Source organism: Thauera sp. 27 (assembly GCF_000310125.2).
In the GTDB taxonomy this organism is placed as follows: domain Bacteria; phylum Pseudomonadota; class Gammaproteobacteria; order Burkholderiales; family Rhodocyclaceae; genus Thauera; species Thauera mechernichensis.
In genome coordinates, this window is record NZ_AMXB01000037.1 from 1 (window position 1) to 16261 (window position 16261).

The window sequence follows — 16261 nt, forward strand, 5'->3', positions numbered from 1 at the left end:
CTTCGCGGCCAATCCGCTTCGATCCGATCTCCACCCGCGCTCGAAGTAGGCAAGAACGCCGCTCGGTTACCGCTTACGCTGTTCATAACGGCCAGTAGCGGCCCGTGGCCTATGTGCGTTGGGCTGCCTGCTTCACGCAGAGACCTGCCACAGGACCAGCTACGCCATGAGTGTCTCTTGTGGGTCGGGACGCGACGAGCAACCTTCTTAGTTCGGCGCCGGAAACCGGCCGCTCAAGTTTCGCATCCCGAAAGCTGCCGGACGCCATCGAGTGCAGCCGACCCAATCCAGCCGTCGGGCTCTTCGTGGTGCGAACGGCAAGTAACCGAGTGAAGCCGTCACCTCGCATGACATGTTGGGGGACGTGAAATTGGTGCTTCGTTCACGCGTCTGCCGTTCGGTCAAGGCCTTGGACTGACGAAACCCGGCCCGCCAACCCTGACCGTACCCTTTCATTCTTATGACTTAAACGTAATTGCAGGGTCACTGCCCTGTCAGTCGCTGGCTCCTATGATCGAGTCCATGGTTGCTCAAGCATGAGCAGCCAATCTGGACAAGGAGCCCATCATGAAAAAGTCGATCATCGCCGTTCTCGCCGTCTCGGCCATCAGCACCCTTGGATCTTCCGCTGCGTTCGCACACGAAGACTATTCCGAGGGCGGTGCGCTGCACTGGCTCGAGCATGTCCAGGCACGCGCTTCGAGCCCGACTGAGCGAGAGCTGGCCACATATGGCTACGCGAGCAACGCCACGCCCTCCCGCACCGTGATCGTCAATGCGGACACGCGCTACATCAACGTCACGCGGCTCGAGACGGTTGCCCTGAAGGTCGGTGACAAGACGGTCAACTGGACCTTCGACACCCTCGGCACAAACAGCTTTCCGCTTTCGAAGGTGGTCCAAGGGGGCGACAAGGTGACTGTCTATCTCGAAGAAAGCCCCCTTTACCGCAGCGGCTCCTGATAGCACCAAGCTTCCCCAGGAACCAAGGCGGGTAAGGCATCGGGCAATCTTCTATGGAAGAGGCCTGATGCAATGTTCAGCAATTATTTGTAGTTGATTCAAGGAGACGAGCATGTTGAAGAAAGCACTGATGGTCGCGGCACTTGGGATTGCCACCACATCGGCCTTCGCGGTCGATGTCGAGCGGGTCGAAAAGTCCATCCCCATGAAGGATGGCTCGACGGTCCACATCTTCAAGGATGGGAAAATGGGCATGGAGGACAAGATGGGCCGTGCGGTGAGGATGAAACACGGCGAAGTGATGGAGACCAAGGATGGACAGAAGATCATGATGCACGGCGACGAGGTCATGCGTCTCGACAGCATCCTTCGCCACGACACCCGTAACTGATTCGCGCGTTTCAGGATGAACTTGCCCCCGGTGTCGATCCCGGGGGCTTTTTCTGTCTACCTTTCTCAGGATCGGCGGGTGTGATTGATCAAACTCACTCTGCCCTGCACGCATGCGTGGAGCCCCAAGCTCAAAGGCGCCTTGCTTGCAGACAATGAGCAATCTGCGCGGCGGCATCTCCCTCTACTTCGCAAGCTGCGCTCGGCACCAAACGGTCCATCGAACTACCGCAGGCGAGGAATGAACGCCGGCGTGCGCTCGCGGTATGAGCGATAGGCGTCCCCGAACGCCTCGATCGCGTCGAGCTCTTCCCGGCGGGCAAGCCTGGCGTACACGATCAACAGAACCGGGAACATGATCAGCGTGATCAAGGTCGGCCACTGCAGCAAGAAGCCGAACATGACCAGAACGAACGCGACGTATTGCGGGTGTCGAATGCGGGCGTAGGGGCCGCTGTCGGCGACGCGGCGGGTGCGCTGAGCCTCGAGGAGTACGGGCCAGGCCTTTGCCAGGAGCCAGAAGCCACCGACGATGAACAAGGTGCTCAAGAGGTGAAACGGGCCGAAGTGCGGGTTACTGCTCCATCCGAACATGACCTCCAAGAGGTGCCCTGAGTCGTGGGCAAAAAAATCGATTCCCGGAAATTTCGAAGACAGCCACCCCGAGAGCAGGTAGATCGTCAACGGAAAGCCGTACATCTCGGTGAAGAGCGCCAGGATGAAGGCCGAGTAAGCGCCCAAGGATCGCCAGTCCCGGCTTGTGCGGGGACGCGTGAAGCTGAAGGCGAAGGCGATGAAGAACAGCGAGTTGATGATGACCAGTGACCACAAGCCGTAACTCGACGTCTCATTCATCTCGATCTCCCGTGGCATTACGCATCATGGTTACCTTGGTCTTCAGTCGGCGTGTGTTTTCCCTTGTGGCCGTGACCGTGATGCATGAAGACGTGCATCAGGGGGCACGCAAGCAAGATGAGCCACGGTAGGTAGCCGAGCACATGGAGCCGGTGCTCGGCGATAAGGAGAACGGCCGCCAGTACGACGAAGACCGGAAATACGCGGCGAACCCTTAAGTTCGATTCAGCCCGACCGGATGGACGGGGCTCGGCTTCCGTCTCGGCTTTCATGAGACAGCTCCTTGTGCGCAAACATCGACACGCTGACGCCGGCATGCCTCCCAACGAACGAAGTACCCGTCACGCAGTTCGTCTGCCCAGCTTTCCGTGCGGGCGGATTGAGGTCGATCAGATCCTTTTCCGTCCGAGGCGCAACGCGTTGCCGACCACGGACGCCGAACTGAAGCTCATCGCCAGGGCGGCAATCAGCGGTGAAAGAAGCAGCCCGAACGCTGGATAGAGCACCCCGGCTGCGATCGGCACACCCGCTGCGTTGTACAGGAAGGCGAACACGAGGTTCTGGTGCATGTTGCGCACGGTGGCGACGGAGATGCTGCGTGCGGTGGCGATGCCCCGGAGATCACCCTTGACCAAAGTCAGATGGGCACTGTTCATCGCGACGTCGGTCCCCGTGCCCATCGCGATACCCACATTCGCGCGCGCGAGCGCCGGCGCGTCGTTGATGCCGTCGCCGGCCATGGCGACGATGTGCCCCTCGGCCTGCAGTTTGCCGACGAGCTCATTCTTGTCGGCGGGCTTCACTTCGCCATAGACCTCGTCGATGCCCAGGCGGGCACCGACCGCACGCGCCGTGGTGAGCCCATCGCCCGTGGCCATGATGATCCTGAGCCCGCTCGCCCGCAGCGCATCGAGCGCTTCCGGGGTCGAAGCCTTGATCGGATCTGCAACGGCGATGAGGCCGACGAGCACGCCCTCTGCGGCGAGGTACATCACGCTTGCGCCCTCAAGGCGCAGAGCCTCGGCGCGTTCCGCGAGCCCGCGCCAATCGATGCGCTCATCGTCCATCAGGGCGGTGTTCCCCAGAACCACACGTTGGCCATCGACTGTGCCGCGCACGCCGATGCCGGAAGAGGATTCGAAGGTGTCCGGTGTGCTGAGCGCGAGACCGCGCTCGCGAGCCTCGCTCACGATGGCCTGGGCGAGTGGGTGCTCGCTACCCTGATCGAGGCTGGCTGCGATGCGAAGCACGTCGGCCTCCGTCCCGCCCGGCGCCGCCACCACACTATGGAAGGCGGGGCGTCCTTCGGTCAGGGTGCCGGTCTTGTCGACGATCAGGGTGTCGACCTTGCGCAGCGACTCGATCGCCGCCGCATCGCGAAACAGCACGCCCTGGGTGGCGGCCTTGCCGGTCGCCACCATCACCGACATCGGCGTGGCTAGGCCCAGTGCGCAGGGGCAGGCGATGATCAGCACCGCCACCGCGTTGATGAGGCCATAGGCCCAGCTCGGCTGGGGTCCGAAGAGCCCCCACACCACGAACGTGGTGAGGGCGATGAGCACGACGACGATGACGAACCAGCCCGCGACGACATCCGCCAGGCGTTGCATCGGCGCGCGCGAGCGCTGGGCCTGCGCGACCATCTGCACGATCTGCGACAGCATGGTCTGTGCGCCGATCTTCTCGGCGACCATGACCAGCGCCCCACTGGTGTTGAGCGTCGCGCCGATCACCTTGTCGCCGGGGCGCTTGGTGACCGGGATCGGCTCGCCGGTCAGCATCGATTCATCGACCGCGCTTTCGCCTTCGGCAACGGAACCATCGACCGGCACCTTTTCGCCCGGACGGATGCGCAACCGGTCGCCGGGATGGACGTGGGTCAGCGGGATGTCCTCTTCGGTGCCATCCGCGCGAATGCGCCGCGCGGTCTTGGGCGCGAGGCCGAGCAGCGCCTTGATCGCGGCGCCCGTCTCCGAGCGCGCCTTGAGCTCCAGCACCTGGCCGAGCAGCGTCAGCGAGATGATCACCGCTGCTGCTTCGAAGTACACCGCGACGTGTTCGCCCATCCGGAACGAATCCGGAAACACCTCCGGCGCAAACGTGGCGACGACGCTGTACAGATAGGCGGCCCCAACTCCCAGTCCAATCAGCGTCCACATGTTCGGGCTGCGGTTGCCGATCGATTGGGCGCAGCGCACGAAGAACGGCCAACCGGACCAGAGCACGACCGGTGTCGCCAGGGCCAGCTCGACCCAGGGGCGCGCCGCACCCAGCATCGGATCGAAGAACCCACCGGACATGGCGATCGCGGTGACGATCACCGTCAGCGGCAGGGTCCACCAGAAGCGGCGGCGGAAATCGGCGAGCTCGGGATTGTCCTCATCTTCAAGACCCGGCATCACCGGCTCGAGCGTCATGCCGCATTTCGGGCAGGTACCGGGCCCGATCTGGCGGATCTCCGGATGCATCGGGCAGGTGTACTCCGTGCCGGGCACCGGTGCGGGCTCCGTTGAAGGCTGACTTGTCTCCGGTGCCAGATACCGCGCCGGATCGGTCTCGAACTTGCCTTGGCACTTCGCACTGCAGAACCGGTATTCGTGTCCGGCGTGAATGACCCGATACGGAGAGTCGGGCTTGACGGTCATGCCGCAGACCGGATCGGTATCCTGGCCTGGTGATGCATGATCGTGGCGATGAATGTGGCCAGAATGGCCGCCCTGCGAATGCTCGTGGGTCATGATGCCTCTCCCCGGCGATTGTTGTTATCGAATGCCGACCTTGCGCTGTTCCCCCCGGATGAATGCCGTGACATGAGCGACCTCGTCCGGCGTCAGGCCGGGAACAGGTGCCATGTCGCCGAACTGCCAGTGGTGGGCGCGCACACCGTTCGCCACCGCCAGCTGAAAGGCGATATCGGCGTGATGACTGGGTTCGTAGACCTTATGGAGCATGGGCGGCCCCTTGTCCGAGCCCTTGAGGTCGGTCCCATGGCAAGCGGCACAGTGCTGTGCGTAGAGTCCCTTTCCCTGCCCCGGATTGGGCATCAGCCCCGGAGAGGGCTGCGGGATCGTCCAGCCTTGCGCCGCTGCGCTCGAAATCAAGACGCCCGAAAGCGCCGCAATGACGACGCCACGGCCTAGGCACGCCTCTGTCATCGGCATCTCAGCGCTTCTCCGAGTCGGTGTCGTTACTGTGGTGCCCGCCGTGATGTCCGCCATGGCCAAACAAGTGCATCAGGGGACACAGCAACAGGATCAGATACACCCAGTTGCCCGACACATGCGCCCAGTGTTCGCGCAGCAGGAAGAACAGTGCGATCGCCGCCAGCATCAGGCCAGCGATGACGCCGGGGGAGCGATACCAGGCGACAGATCGAGGGTGTCCAGGATCATGAGCAGGCTTCGTGTTCATGGCTTCATACCTTGCGGGTCGGCGAACGGTGAACGGCTGCGGGCGGCTTCGAGCAGCACGGCGAGAGCGGGGCATCCCGGTGGGCCCGCTCGTTCTCGCGACACCAGTTCTTGAAGGATTGCCAGAGGGATTTGATCCAGGTAAGCATCGCAATGCTCCTCGTCACGTTCAGCGGCAGCCTCGGGAACGGGGCCTTGGAAACAGGCTACGCCCCCGATGCTGTCGCGCCGCTGACCGGTGCATTACAAATTCGACACCGTGACCAGCGCCTGCGCGGGTGCTGTCTTGGCGCTGCGGCGCAACTCCCACTGCTTGACCAGCGCATACAGCGCCGGAATCACCGCCAGCGTCAGCACCGTCGAGGACACCATGCCGCCCACCATCGGTGCAGCGATGCGGCTCATGACTTCGCTCCCGGTGCCGGTGCTCCACATGATCGGCAGCAGGCCGGCCATGATCGTCACCACCGTCATCATCTTCGGTCGCACGCGTCCGGCCGCACCCTCCATGATCGCCTGGTAGAGATCGGCGACGCCGGCCTCGCGGCCTTCGGCCCGCCTGCGGTCGCAGACCTCCTTCCACGCCTGATCGAGGTAGATCAGCATGATCACTCCGGTCTCGGCCGCCACCCCGGCGAGCGCAATGAAGCCCACCGCCACCGCCACGCTCATCTGGTAGTCGAGCCACCACATCAGCCACACCCCGCCCACCAGCGCGAAGGGCACCGACAGCATCACGATCAGCGTCTCGGCAAGCCGCCGGAAGTTGAGGTAGAGCAGCACGAAGATCAGTGCGAGGGTCACCGGCACGACGATCTTCATCTTCTCCTTGGCGCGCTCCATGTTCTCGAACTGGCCGCTCCAGGTGGCGTAGTAGCCCTGCGGGAATTCGACCTCTTCGGCCACCGCCTGCTGCGCGCGCTTGACGAAGGCGCCGAGGTCGGACTCCCGGGTGTCGACATACACATAGGCCGCAAGCAGCGCGTTCTCGGTACGGATGGCGGGCGCACCGCGCGTCAGCTTCACCTCGGCCACCTGGCCGAGCGGGATCGGGCCGTTCATGGTCGGCACGAAGACGTCCGAGGCGAGCCGCGCCGGGTCGTCGCGCAGGCCGCGTGCGTAGCGCACCGACACGCCGTAGCGCTCCAGGCCCTCGACCGTGGTCGTCACCATCTCGCCGCCGAGCGCAGTGGCGATCACGTCCTGCACCATGTCGATGGTGAGCCCGTAGCGCGCGAGCTGTTCGCGGCGCGGCACGATGTCCACGTAGTAGCCGCCGGCCACGCGCTCGGCGTAGGCGCTGCTCGCGCCCGGCACCTTGCGCACGGCGGCCTCCACCGCCTGCGCCACCTTCTCCAGCGTCTCCAGATCGTTACCGAAGACCTTGACCCCCACCGGCGTGCGGATGCCGGTGCTGAGCATGTCGATGCGGGCCTTGATCGGCATCGTCCACGAGTTGGCCAGGCCGGGAAACTTGAGCGCGGCGTCCATCTCGGCGATGAGCTTGTCGGTGGTCATGCCGGGGCGCCACTGGTCCTGCGGCTTGAGATTGATGACAGTCTCGAACATCTCCAGCGGCGCCGGGTCGGTAGCGGTGTTGGCGCGGCCGGCCTTGCCGTAGACCGACTCCACCTCGGGGAAGGTCTTGATGATGCGGTTGGTGGTGGCGAGCAGGCGCCCAGCTTCGGTCACCGACATGCCGGGAAGCGCCGCCGGCATGTAGAACAGCGTGCCTTCGTTGAGCGTCGGCATGAACTCCGAGCCGATCTGGCGCGCCGGCACCAGGGTCACCGCCATCGCAGCCAGCGCCAGCAGCAGCGTGATGAACTTGAAGCGCAGCACCGCGCGGATGACCGGCCGGTACAGCCAGGTGAGCACGCGATTCACCGGATTCCTGTTCTCGGGCAGGATGCGTCCGCGCACGAAGAGCAGCATCAGCACCGGCACCAGGGTGACCGACAGCAGCGCGGCCCCGGCCATGGCGAAGGTCTTGGTGTAGGCCAACGGCGCGAACAGCCGGCCCTCCTGCCCCTCGAGGGCGAACACCGGCAGGAAGGACACGGTGATGATCAGCAGGGAGAAGAACAGCGCCGGGCCGACCTCCTTGCACGCTTTCAGGATGACCTCGGCGCGCTGCGCCTGCGAGGCCTGCGCCGGCAGGTGTTCCAACCGCTTGTGCGCGTTCTCGATCATCACGATGCCGGCGTCCACCATCGCGCCGATCGCGATTGCGATGCCGCCCAGGCTCATGATGTTCGAGCCCAGCCCGAGGCTGCGCATGGCAATGAAGGCGATCAGGATGCCCAGCGGCAACGTGATGATCGCCACCAGCGCGCTGCGCACATGCAGCAGGAAGACCACGCACACGACGGCGACGATCAGACTCTCCTCGAAGAGCGTCCACTTGAGGTTGCCGATCGCGCGCTCGATGAGCTCGGAGCGGTCATAGACCGGCACGATCTCGGCGCCCGCCGGCAGCCCGGGCGTGATCTCGGCGATCTTGGCCTTGACGTTGGCGATCACGTCGAGCGCGTTCTGGCCGAAGCGCGCCATGACGATGCCGGAGGCGACCTCGCCCTCGCCGTTCAACTCGGCGATGCCGCGCCGCTCGGCCGGCACCAGTTCGACGCGGGCGACGTCGCCCACCCGCACCGGCGTGCCGCGCTCGGCCTTCAACACGATGTCGGAGATGTCATCCACGCTGCGCAGGTAGCCGCGCCCGCGCACCATGTACTCCTTCTCGGCGAGTTCCAGCACGCGGCCGCCGACGTCGCGGTTGGAGGCGCGGATGGCTTGCGTGACCTGGTCGAGCGTGATGCCGTAGCCGGCCAGGCGCAGCGGATCGACGGTGACCTGGTACTCGCGCACGAAGCCACCGATGCTGGCGACTTCCGACACGCCCTGCGCCTTGGTGAGCTGGTAGCGCACGTACCAGTCCTGCAGGCTGCGCGTTTCGGCCAGGCTCATGTCCTTGCCGAGCACGGCATATTGGTAGACCCAGCCCACGCCGGTCGCGTCCGGCCCGATCTGCGGCGCCACGCCCTGCGGCAGGCGGCCGGCGGCCGAACTCAGGTACTCGAGCACGCGCGAGCGCGCCCAGTAGATGTCGGTGCCGTCCTCGAAGATCACATACACGTAGGACGCGCCGAACATCGAGAAGCCGCGCACCACCTTCGCGCGCGGCACCGCCAGCATGGAGGTGGTGAGCGGATAGGTGACCTGATCCTCGACCACCTGCGGCGCCTGGCCGGGGTAATCGGTGTAGACGATCACCTGCACGTCGGACAGGTCGGGCAGCGCGTCGAGCGGCGTGTGCTTGACCGCGTAGAGGCCACCGCCAATCAGGAACAGCGTGGCCAGCAGGACGAGGAAGACGTTGCGTGCCGACCAGTCGATGACGCGGTCGAGCAGGCCGGGTGCTGCCGGTCTGGCTGCCGCGTCGGTTGGCACGACGTTCGAAGAGTCTGTCACAGGGGCATGCATCTCAGTGCCCCCCGTGACCGCCGGCGCTCGGTGCAGGCGCAGTGCCTGCAACCGGCTCGATGCCTGTGATGATGTACTCGCCTGGCTCACCCGCCTCGAAGACGAACCGCACCGGCGAGCCTGGGGCGATGCTCTTCACCAGCGCCGGATCGGCAATCTTGAAGTCCATGGTCATCGCCGGCCACTGGAGGGCCGGGATCTCGCCATGAGTCATCGTCACGCTGCCGCCTTCGGCGTCGAGCGCATCGAACGTCCCTTGCGCTTCGTAACGGGTCGGGCTCGCTTGAGCCTGATCGCGGGCATCGGGCTCAACCAGGTTGGAGAGTGCCGCCTTGAGCTGGCTCTCCGAGTCGATCAGGAAGTTGGCCGAAACCACCACGCGATCACCCGCAGTCACGCCGTCGAGCACCTCGACCACATCCCGGCCGCGCTGGCCGAGCTTCACTGGCTGCGGCTTGAAGCGGCCTTCGCCGAGCGCAATCAGCACGACCCGCCGTTCGCCATCGTCGATGATCGCCGAGGTCGGCACGGCGACCCTCGGGGTGGCATCACCTGCCGCCAGCGCGATCTGGGCGAACATGCCTGGGCGCAACAGGCCCTCCGGATTGTCCAGTTCCAGACGCACGCGGGTGCTGCGCGTGGCGGCGTCGAGGGTTGGATAGAGGTAATCGACCCGCGCCGCGAAGCCGCGACCGGGATAGGCCTCGAGCGTCACCTGCGCGCTCTGGCCGACCTGCACGCGGGCGAGATCCTGCTCGAAGACGTCGGCGATGATCCACACCTTCGACAGGTCTGCGATGCGGAACAGTGCCTCGCCCGGCATGAAGCGTCCGCCTTCGATGGCCTCCTTCTCCAGCACCACGCCGCTCGCCGGGGCGTGGAACACCTGGCGCGCGCCGGCCTGGCCGGCCACCTGCAGGTTGCGCAGGCGCGCACGGGTCGCCTCGGCCAGCCGACGGGCGGATTCGCTCGCCAGCGGATCATGGGCCGCGTTCTGGCTGGCCAGGCGCTCGGCAATGCGCAGTTCCTCGCCGGTGGATTGCAGTTCCGGGCTGTAGGCGGTGAACAGTGGCTGGCCCTTCTTCACCGGGTCGCCGACCGCATTCACATGCAGGCGCTCGATCCAGCCCTCGAAGCGCGGTGCCACCACCACCTGCCTGCGCTCGTCGAGCTCAATCCGGCCGCTCGCGCGCACCGCCGAATCCACGGCGCGCAGTTCAACCTCGGCAGTCTTCACCCCCAGGGTCTGGATGCGCGCGGGGCTGACCACCACTGCGCCACTGTCGTCCGGCTGGTCGTCGGCATAGACGGGGATGTAGTCCATGCCCATCGAATCCTTCTTCGGCACGGGCGAGGTGTCGGGCAGGCCCATCGGGTTGCGGTAGTAGAGGATCTTGCGTTCGCCGTCGGCCGGGGCTGCGCTATCGCTTTGCGCCTGGCTTTCGGTGATCAGCGGAACTGGATTTCCAGCATTTTGCAGGTGCGCAATCCAGTACCCCGCACCTATGGCAATCGCCACGCCCGCAGCGATCGCCGTCATTCGAATGGCTGAGCTCACTTCAGATCCCCTGTCAGTTTCTTGATTTCTGTCAGCGCCAGGCGCGTGTCGAGCTCGGTCTTCAAGCGTTGAGTCCGGATGTCGATGAGCTGGCGCTCGGCTTCGATCACGCTGTCGAAGTCGACCTTGCCGCTGCTGAGCGCGGCCTGACTTGCATCCCGGGTGGCCTGGGCCTGCGGCAGCAGCGTATGTTCGAGCAGGCGCAAGGTCTCGCGGCCCTGCGCGTACATCGACCAGGCGATACCCAGTTCGCCGGATGCGCGCGCCTTGGCATCCTCCCGCCGCGCCTCGGCCGCCATCAGCATGTATTCGGCTTCGCGCTCCTTGGCGCGACGGCTGGACTGTTGCAGCGGGATCATCACCTCGAACATCACGTCCCAGGACGACTTACCTTCATCAGGACGGTTGTTGCGCACGCCAACAGCGAAGTCCGGCAAGCGTTCCTGATACGTTCGTTCGCGCTCGGCACGCGCCACATCGATGCCGTAGGTCGCGGCATTCACTTCCGGATTAGCGCTCGCCGCCGACTCAAAAAGGGCGCCCGCCTCCAGCTGCTCGGGCAAGGGGGCTGGATCTGCGGGTGTGGCGAGCGGCGCATCATGCGCCCGGCCGAGCAGGCCGTTGAGCCCCGCTGCCAGCCCCTTGCGCCGCTGTTCGACCTCCACGAGCGCGAGGCGCTGGGCAGTGATTTCGCGCTGCATGCGCAGCACCGCCTGCTGCGGCAGCAGACCCAGCTCGTAACGGGTGAGGCTCAGCGCCTCCAGGCTTTGCAGCAGGGTCAAGCCCTCGCGGTTGAGGACGAGTTCGCGGTCGGCGGCGTAGTAGCGCAACCACAGCGTCTCGATCTTTGCCGCGAGCTCAGCCCAGGAGGTATCGCGCATCGCATCAGCCTGGGTCGCCTGGGCTTCGGCGGCCTTCACCGCCAGCTCGCGCTTACCCCACCCGGGTAGCGGCTGGGTGATGCGGTAGCGGGTCTCGCCCACCTGGCCGGGCAGCAACGACGCCGAGCGCCCGCTCATGGTGTTGGTGGCGTCCATCAGCTCGACCTCGAACGTCGGGTCGGGCAGCGCACCGGCGGGCGTCACGCGCTCCTGCGCTGCGGACGCTTCCGCGCGGGCAGCGGCAAAGCCGGGGTTGCTGTGGCGCGCATATTCAATCAGCGCCTGGGGGCTCGAGCCGAGCGTTGGAGTGTCGGGCGAACCCTGTGTCCAGGCACTGCCACTTCCCAGCGTGAGCGCGACCACCAGTGCAAGCGCTGCAGGACGTAGCAGGTGAGATGAGGGTACTGCGAACGGGGATTTCATCGAGAAACGATTCCGGCAGGCGGTCAAGTGCATGCGCAGGCCCTTCGCCACCCGCCTCGTCGTTCAGCCACTCAGTGGGGCATCCCCACGGCTGGCCGGTCAGAGTGGAACGCGACGCACCTGCGGGATAGGCGTCACTGGGCGGGCTCGAGAGACGTCACGGTCAGCGCACCGCCGACCTTCTCGACCGCGAACCGGATCTTGTCGCCCGCCTTGACCTGATCAAGCATGCCCGGCTCGGACGCGCGGAACACCATGGTCATCGCCGGCATGCCGAGCGACTCCAGGGGGCCATGGGCAATGGTCAGCTTGCCAGCCGACTTGTCGATCTTCTTGACCGTGCCCTCGGCCAGCTTGGCGTTGGCTTCGGCCGGGGCACTCGCCCCGCCGTGATGTGCATCGTGATCGGCCTGTGCGAACGCAAGCGGGGCGCCGCCGCCGAGCAAGGCCAGGAGCGCAGTGGTGATGAGGGTCTTTTTCATGATGGGCTTCTCCAAGGGTTCAAATTCTGTGTGAGTTCGAGAGTGAGCACGATTATGCGAAGCGCTCACCAACGGGACGCTGACGCACGGATTACATTTCTGTCAGCCGACCTTGATCGTGCCGATCATGCCGGCCTGGAAGTGGCCGGGAATCAGGCAGGCGAACTGGAAGTCCCCCGCACGGTTGAAGTGCCAGATCATTTCTCCGCGCCCACCTGGCGCGACATGCGACATCCACGGTTCGTCATGTTCCATCTCCGGGAAGCGCTGCATCATCTCCGCGTGCTCGGCAAGCGTCTTGGGCGTACCGACCACCATCTCGTGCATCACCGCGCCTCGATTTTCGTGGGTGAATCGGATCGTCTCGCCCAGACGCACCTCGATGCGGTCCGGAACGAAGCGCATCTCATCGGTCATCACGATGGCGATCGCGCGCGAGACGGCTTTCGCGTCCCCCGCAATCCCCCATTGCTGCTGCTCCTTGGGGGTATCGGACGCTGCTTTGTCGGCATGTTCGGCATTGCCATGGGCGAACGTGCTGCGGTGAACGGCAAGCACACCGGCGGCAAGGCTGGTGGCCAGAAATCGACGACGACTTTTCATGGGAATCTCCTTCTCTGTGGGTTGAATCTTGTTGGTGTTGTCGTGGGGGCTGATTACGAGGCGATCGACTTCAATGCCCCTGATGGCCGGCAGGCTTGCGAACCGTCATCTCGACCGATCGCGCAGGCTCGGTGCGCGGCATGCTCGAGGGTCCGGCTGCAGCACTGCGCGCCGGTTCGGGTAGCGCCGCGCCCGCCCACTCGTAGGCCACCGTCCCCTTGGGATGCCTGAACCAGCCCGGGTCGCGGTAGTCCCCCCGCTTCTGCTCGCGGCGCACCTTGAGCACGGTGAACATGCCGCCCATCTCGACGGCGCCGAACGGCCCCTGCCCGGTCATCATCGGCAGGGTGTTGTCGGGCAGGGGCATCTCCATCTCGCCCATGTCGGCCATGCCGCGCTCGCCCATCAGCATGTAATCGGGCACCAGCTTCTGGATGCCCTCGACCAGGCCGCGATGGTCGACGCCGATCATGGTCGGCACGTCGTGCCCCATCGCGTTCATGGTGTGGTGCGACTTGTGGCAGTGCATCGCCCAATCGCCCTCCTCGTCGGCGATGAACTCGATCTGGCGCATCTGGCCGACCGCAACGTCGGTGGTGACCTCGGGCCAGCGCGACTCAGGGCGCGTCGGCCCGCCGTCGGTGCCGGTGACCTCGAACTCGTGACCGTGGATGTGGATGGGGTGGTTGGTCATGGTCAGGTTGCCGATGCGCACCCGCACGCGGTCGCCCTTCCTGACGTTGAGCGAGTCGATACCGGGAAAGGCGCGGCTGTTCCAGGTCCACAGGTTGAAGTCGAGCATGGTGTTGATCTTGGGCACGTAGCTGCCCGGCTCGATGTCGTAGGCGTTGAGCAGGAAGCAGAAGTCGCGGTCAACGCGCGCGATGTGCGGGTGCGCCTCGCGCGGGTGCGTGACCCAGAAACCCATCATGCCCATCGCCATCTGCACCATCTCGTCGGCGTGCGGGTGGTACATGAAGGTACCAGGGCGACGGGCGATGAACTCATAGACGAAAGTCTTGCCGGGCGGGATCTGCGGCTGGTTGAGGCCGCCGACCCCGTCCATGCCGTTGGGCAGGCGCTGGCCGTGCCAGTGGATGGTGGTGTGCTCGGGCAGGCGGTTGGTGACGAAGATACGCACACGGTCGCCCTCGACGACCTCGATCGTCGGGCCGGGCGACTGGCCGTTGTAGCCCCACAGCCGCGCCACCATGCCGGGCGCGATCTCGCGCTCGACCGGCTCGGCGACGAGGTGGAATTCCTTCACTCCGTTCCGCATGCGCCAGGGCGCGGTCCAGCCGTTCAAGGTGACGACCGGATCATAGGGGCGGCCATTGGGTGGTGTCAGCGGCGCGGCCGTCGCGGCGCTGGTCTGAATCACGGGTTCGGGCAGCGCGGCGAGCGCGGCGCGGTTGACGGTTCCGGCGGCGGCCAAGAGGCCCGCCCCGGCGAGAAAGCTGCGTCGGGTGGTCATGAACGTCTCCGGAGATGTCAGTGGCCACCGCCGGCTTCTGCCGGCGATGCGCCCGATTGAAGGCTGAGCGGCGCGATCGGCTGGCCGAGCAGGCTGGCCTTGAGCGCCGCCTCGGCGCGCCAAAAGTCGCGCTCGGCCTCGATCGCCTGCACCGCGCTGGCCGATTGGGACCGCGCAGCGGCAAGCAGCTCGAACACGCCGATCAGCATCCCGTTGTACTGGAGCACCGACTCTTCGGTAATGTTCTGACGCAGTGGAACCACCTCGCTGCGGTAGTGGCGCGCGAGGTCGTATGCACTGCGGTAGCCCTCGTAGGCCACGCGGACCTGGGAGCTGGCGTTATTGGCAACCTCGAGGGTGCGGTTGAAGGCTGAGAGATAGCGGGCCTCACTGCCGGCGCGGGCCGCATCGCCGAAGTCGAACAGGGGCAGCGGCAGTTCGACTTCGAAGCCGCGCTGCGACGACTCGCCGGTCTCGCTGTTGCGCACGCCGGCCACATGCAGGCCGTTGACCACGCTGGTCACCTGCGTGAGGCCCAGGCTCTTCGCCGTACGCTCGAGGTCGGTGCGGGCGATGCGCACATCGAGCCGGTTGTCGAGCAGCGCCGCGCCGGCGGTCGCTTCATCGATCGGCGCCTCGGGCAAGGCCGGCAACTGATCCGGTAGGCGTAGCGCCTGCGCCTGGCTCGGGGTCAGCCCCAAGCGCTGGATCAGCGCCTCGCGCGCGGCGGTGGCGTTCTGACGGGCGCGGATCAGGTTGGCCGTCTCCTCGGCGGCCAGCGCCTGCTCGCGGGCGCGCTGCAGGCGGCTGAAGTTGCCCGTGGCCTGCATCCGACGCGCGAGTTCGGCAGCGGTACCAGCGGCCGTGGCCACTTCCTCCCGGTAGTGCGCGACCTGTCGCGCCGCGACCGCATCGACCCAGGCCTGGCGCACCTCCGTGACGGTGCTCAACAGCGCAATCGAAGACTGCAGCCGGGTCTGCTGCTGGCGGAACTCGGCCTGCTCCAGCCGTGCAGGCAGGAACAGCAGGTCGAACAGCGAGATGCCGAGCGAACGGCCGATGTCGAGTTCGCGCCCCTCGGCGCCCGAGCGAAACAACCGCTCGAAGGTGAACACCGGATTGCCGATGCGAGCGGAACCGGTCGCATCCGCCGAGGCCACGGCGGCTTCCGCCAGCAGGGACTGGAAGGCCGGGCTGTAGCCCAGCGCGATGCGCACCGCGTCGTCAATTGCGAGCGGCTGGGCCAGCAGCCGATCGACCTCGGTGCGCATCGCCTCGCGCTCGGGGTCCGAGCGCAGCCAGCGCACCTCGCTGCCCGTCTGCTCGCGCGCAAAGCGCTCAACCTCGGCGAAGTTCTCATCGATCGCAACGCTGGCACACCCGGTCAGCACGGTAGCAGCCAGCAAGGATATGGGGAGACTGCCTCTCATCGCTCGCCCCCTTTCGACGACGGCGCGAGGTGGCCCATGTGCCCGCCCAGGCGTCTGGCCTCGTCGTTGGCATCCTTCCACGACCGCAGGGGCTCATCGACACGGTAGGGCCGATATTCGTTCAGGGGCGAGCGATAGACCGGAAGGGGCTGAGGCTTGGGTTGCTCACTCGCTGGGGCAGTCTGGGTCGCGCCGAGCGCGGGGTCAGCGGGGCTTGATGGCGAGGAGGACTCGGCCTGCGCGCCCGACACGAGCGCCACGGCGACGGCCAATCCTCCACCGAGGTGGATGATTCGTCTCTGCATGGGG

General features: G+C 65.8%; 15 protein-coding genes. 2 read left to right on the forward strand and 13 right to left on the reverse strand.

Annotation, left to right across the window (positions count from 1 at the left end):
* The first annotated feature begins 567 nt into the window (after positions 1–567).
* Positions 568–963 (forward strand): CzcE family metal-binding protein, encoded by a 396-nt coding sequence (locus B447_RS17190; RefSeq protein ID WP_002943394.1) that lies wholly within the window; start codon positions 568–570, stop codon positions 961–963.
* A 112-nt stretch (positions 964–1075) separates the two neighbouring features.
* Positions 1076–1354 (forward strand): periplasmic Cu(I)/Cu(II)-binding protein CopK, encoded by a 279-nt coding sequence (copK, locus tag B447_RS17195; protein ID WP_002943396.1) that lies wholly within the window; start codon positions 1076–1078, stop codon positions 1352–1354.
* Between the two features lie 224 nt (positions 1355–1578).
* On the opposite strand, the gene B447_RS17200 is transcribed toward copK, so the two are convergent.
* The 13 genes from B447_RS17200 to B447_RS17255 all read right to left on the reverse strand — a co-directional run bounded on the left by B447_RS17200 (position 1579) and on the right by B447_RS17255 (position 16257).
* Entirely contained in the window at positions 1579–2208 is a 630-nt protein-coding gene (locus B447_RS17200) for a methyltransferase family protein (RefSeq protein ID WP_174202309.1), read from the reverse strand.
* A gap of 17 nt (positions 2209–2225) precedes the next feature.
* Positions 2226–2480, reverse strand: coding sequence for a DUF2933 domain-containing protein (locus tag B447_RS17205; protein WP_002943399.1), 255 nt, complete (start codon positions 2478–2480; stop codon positions 2226–2228).
* 117 nt (positions 2481–2597) lie between these two features.
* Positions 2598–4946: a heavy metal translocating P-type ATPase gene (locus B447_RS17210; protein WP_002943400.1), complete on the reverse strand. Its 2349-nt coding sequence runs from the start codon at positions 4944–4946 to the stop codon at positions 2598–2600.
* 24 nt (positions 4947–4970) lie between these two features.
* Positions 4971–5369 (reverse strand): c-type cytochrome, encoded by a 399-nt coding sequence (locus tag B447_RS17215; protein ID WP_002943401.1) that lies wholly within the window; start codon positions 5367–5369, stop codon positions 4971–4973.
* Position 5370: 1 nt separating this feature from the next.
* On the reverse strand, positions 5371–5619 hold the full coding sequence (locus B447_RS22315; protein ID WP_141020262.1) for a DUF2933 domain-containing protein: 249 nt from the start codon (positions 5617–5619) through the stop codon (positions 5371–5373).
* Between the two features lie 242 nt (positions 5620–5861).
* Positions 5862–9101: an efflux RND transporter permease subunit gene (locus tag B447_RS17220; protein ID WP_269745259.1), complete on the reverse strand. Its 3240-nt coding sequence runs from the start codon at positions 9099–9101 to the stop codon at positions 5862–5864.
* 1 nt (position 9102) lies between these two features.
* Positions 9103–10641: an efflux RND transporter periplasmic adaptor subunit gene (locus B447_RS17225; protein WP_002943415.1), complete on the reverse strand. Its 1539-nt coding sequence runs from the start codon at positions 10639–10641 to the stop codon at positions 9103–9105.
* Positions 10642–10655: 14 nt separating this feature from the next.
* Positions 10656–11963, reverse strand: coding sequence for a TolC family protein (locus B447_RS17230; protein ID WP_232431664.1), 1308 nt, complete (start codon positions 11961–11963; stop codon positions 10656–10658).
* Between the two features lie 134 nt (positions 11964–12097).
* Positions 12098–12445 (reverse strand): copper-binding protein, encoded by a 348-nt coding sequence (locus tag B447_RS17235; protein ID WP_002943417.1) that lies wholly within the window; start codon positions 12443–12445, stop codon positions 12098–12100.
* Positions 12446–12547: 102 nt separating this feature from the next.
* Complete coding sequence (locus B447_RS17240) at positions 12548–13048, reverse strand: cupredoxin domain-containing protein (RefSeq protein ID WP_002943419.1); 501 nt, start codon at positions 13046–13048, stop codon at positions 12548–12550.
* A gap of 70 nt (positions 13049–13118) precedes the next feature.
* Positions 13119–14522, reverse strand: a complete 1404-nt coding sequence (locus B447_RS17245) for a multicopper oxidase family protein (protein ID WP_002943421.1) — start codon at positions 14520–14522, stop codon at positions 13119–13121.
* A 17-nt stretch (positions 14523–14539) separates the two neighbouring features.
* Positions 14540–15952 (reverse strand): TolC family protein, encoded by a 1413-nt coding sequence (locus B447_RS17250; RefSeq protein ID WP_037983064.1) that lies wholly within the window; start codon positions 15950–15952, stop codon positions 14540–14542.
* Positions 15949–16257: a hypothetical protein gene (locus B447_RS17255; RefSeq protein ID WP_002943428.1), complete on the reverse strand. Its 309-nt coding sequence runs from the start codon at positions 16255–16257 to the stop codon at positions 15949–15951. The genes B447_RS17250 and B447_RS17255 overlap by 4 nt, the downstream gene beginning before the upstream one ends.
* Positions 16258–16261 lie beyond the last annotated feature (4 nt).

Bases quoted from the DNA above. Each gene is read 5' to 3' on its own strand.
- B447_RS17190 (WP_002943394.1), top strand. From the start codon at position 568: ATGAAAAAGTCGATCATCGCCGTTCTCGCCGTCTCGGCCATCAGCACC.
- copK (WP_002943396.1), top strand. From the start codon at position 1,076: ATGTTGAAGAAAGCACTGATGGTCGCGGCACTTGGGATTGCCACCACA.
- B447_RS17200 (WP_174202309.1), bottom strand. From the start codon at position 2,208: ATGAATGAGACGTCGAGTTACGGCTTGTGGTCACTGGTCATCATCAAC.
- B447_RS17205 (WP_002943399.1), bottom strand. From the start codon at position 2,480: ATGAAAGCCGAGACGGAAGCCGAGCCCCGTCCATCCGGTCGGGCTGAA.
- B447_RS17210 (WP_002943400.1), bottom strand. From the start codon at position 4,946: ATGACCCACGAGCATTCGCAGGGCGGCCATTCTGGCCACATTCATCGC.
- B447_RS17215 (WP_002943401.1), bottom strand. From the start codon at position 5,369: ATGCCGATGACAGAGGCGTGCCTAGGCCGTGGCGTCGTCATTGCGGCG.
- B447_RS22315 (WP_141020262.1), bottom strand. From the start codon at position 5,619: ATGAACACGAAGCCTGCTCATGATCCTGGACACCCTCGATCTGTCGCC.
- B447_RS17220 (WP_269745259.1), bottom strand. From the start codon at position 9,101: ATGCATGCCCCTGTGACAGACTCTTCGAACGTCGTGCCAACCGACGCG.
- B447_RS17225 (WP_002943415.1), bottom strand. From the start codon at position 10,641: ATGACGGCGATCGCTGCGGGCGTGGCGATTGCCATAGGTGCGGGGTAC.
- B447_RS17230 (WP_232431664.1), bottom strand. From the start codon at position 11,963: ATGAAATCCCCGTTCGCAGTACCCTCATCTCACCTGCTACGTCCTGCA.
- B447_RS17235 (WP_002943417.1), bottom strand. From the start codon at position 12,445: ATGAAAAAGACCCTCATCACCACTGCGCTCCTGGCCTTGCTCGGCGGC.
- B447_RS17240 (WP_002943419.1), bottom strand. From the start codon at position 13,048: ATGAAAAGTCGTCGTCGATTTCTGGCCACCAGCCTTGCCGCCGGTGTG.
- B447_RS17245 (WP_002943421.1), bottom strand. From the start codon at position 14,522: ATGACCACCCGACGCAGCTTTCTCGCCGGGGCGGGCCTCTTGGCCGCC.
- B447_RS17250 (WP_037983064.1), bottom strand. From the start codon at position 15,952: ATGAGAGGCAGTCTCCCCATATCCTTGCTGGCTGCTACCGTGCTGACC.
- B447_RS17255 (WP_002943428.1), bottom strand. From the start codon at position 16,257: ATGCAGAGACGAATCATCCACCTCGGTGGAGGATTGGCCGTCGCCGTG.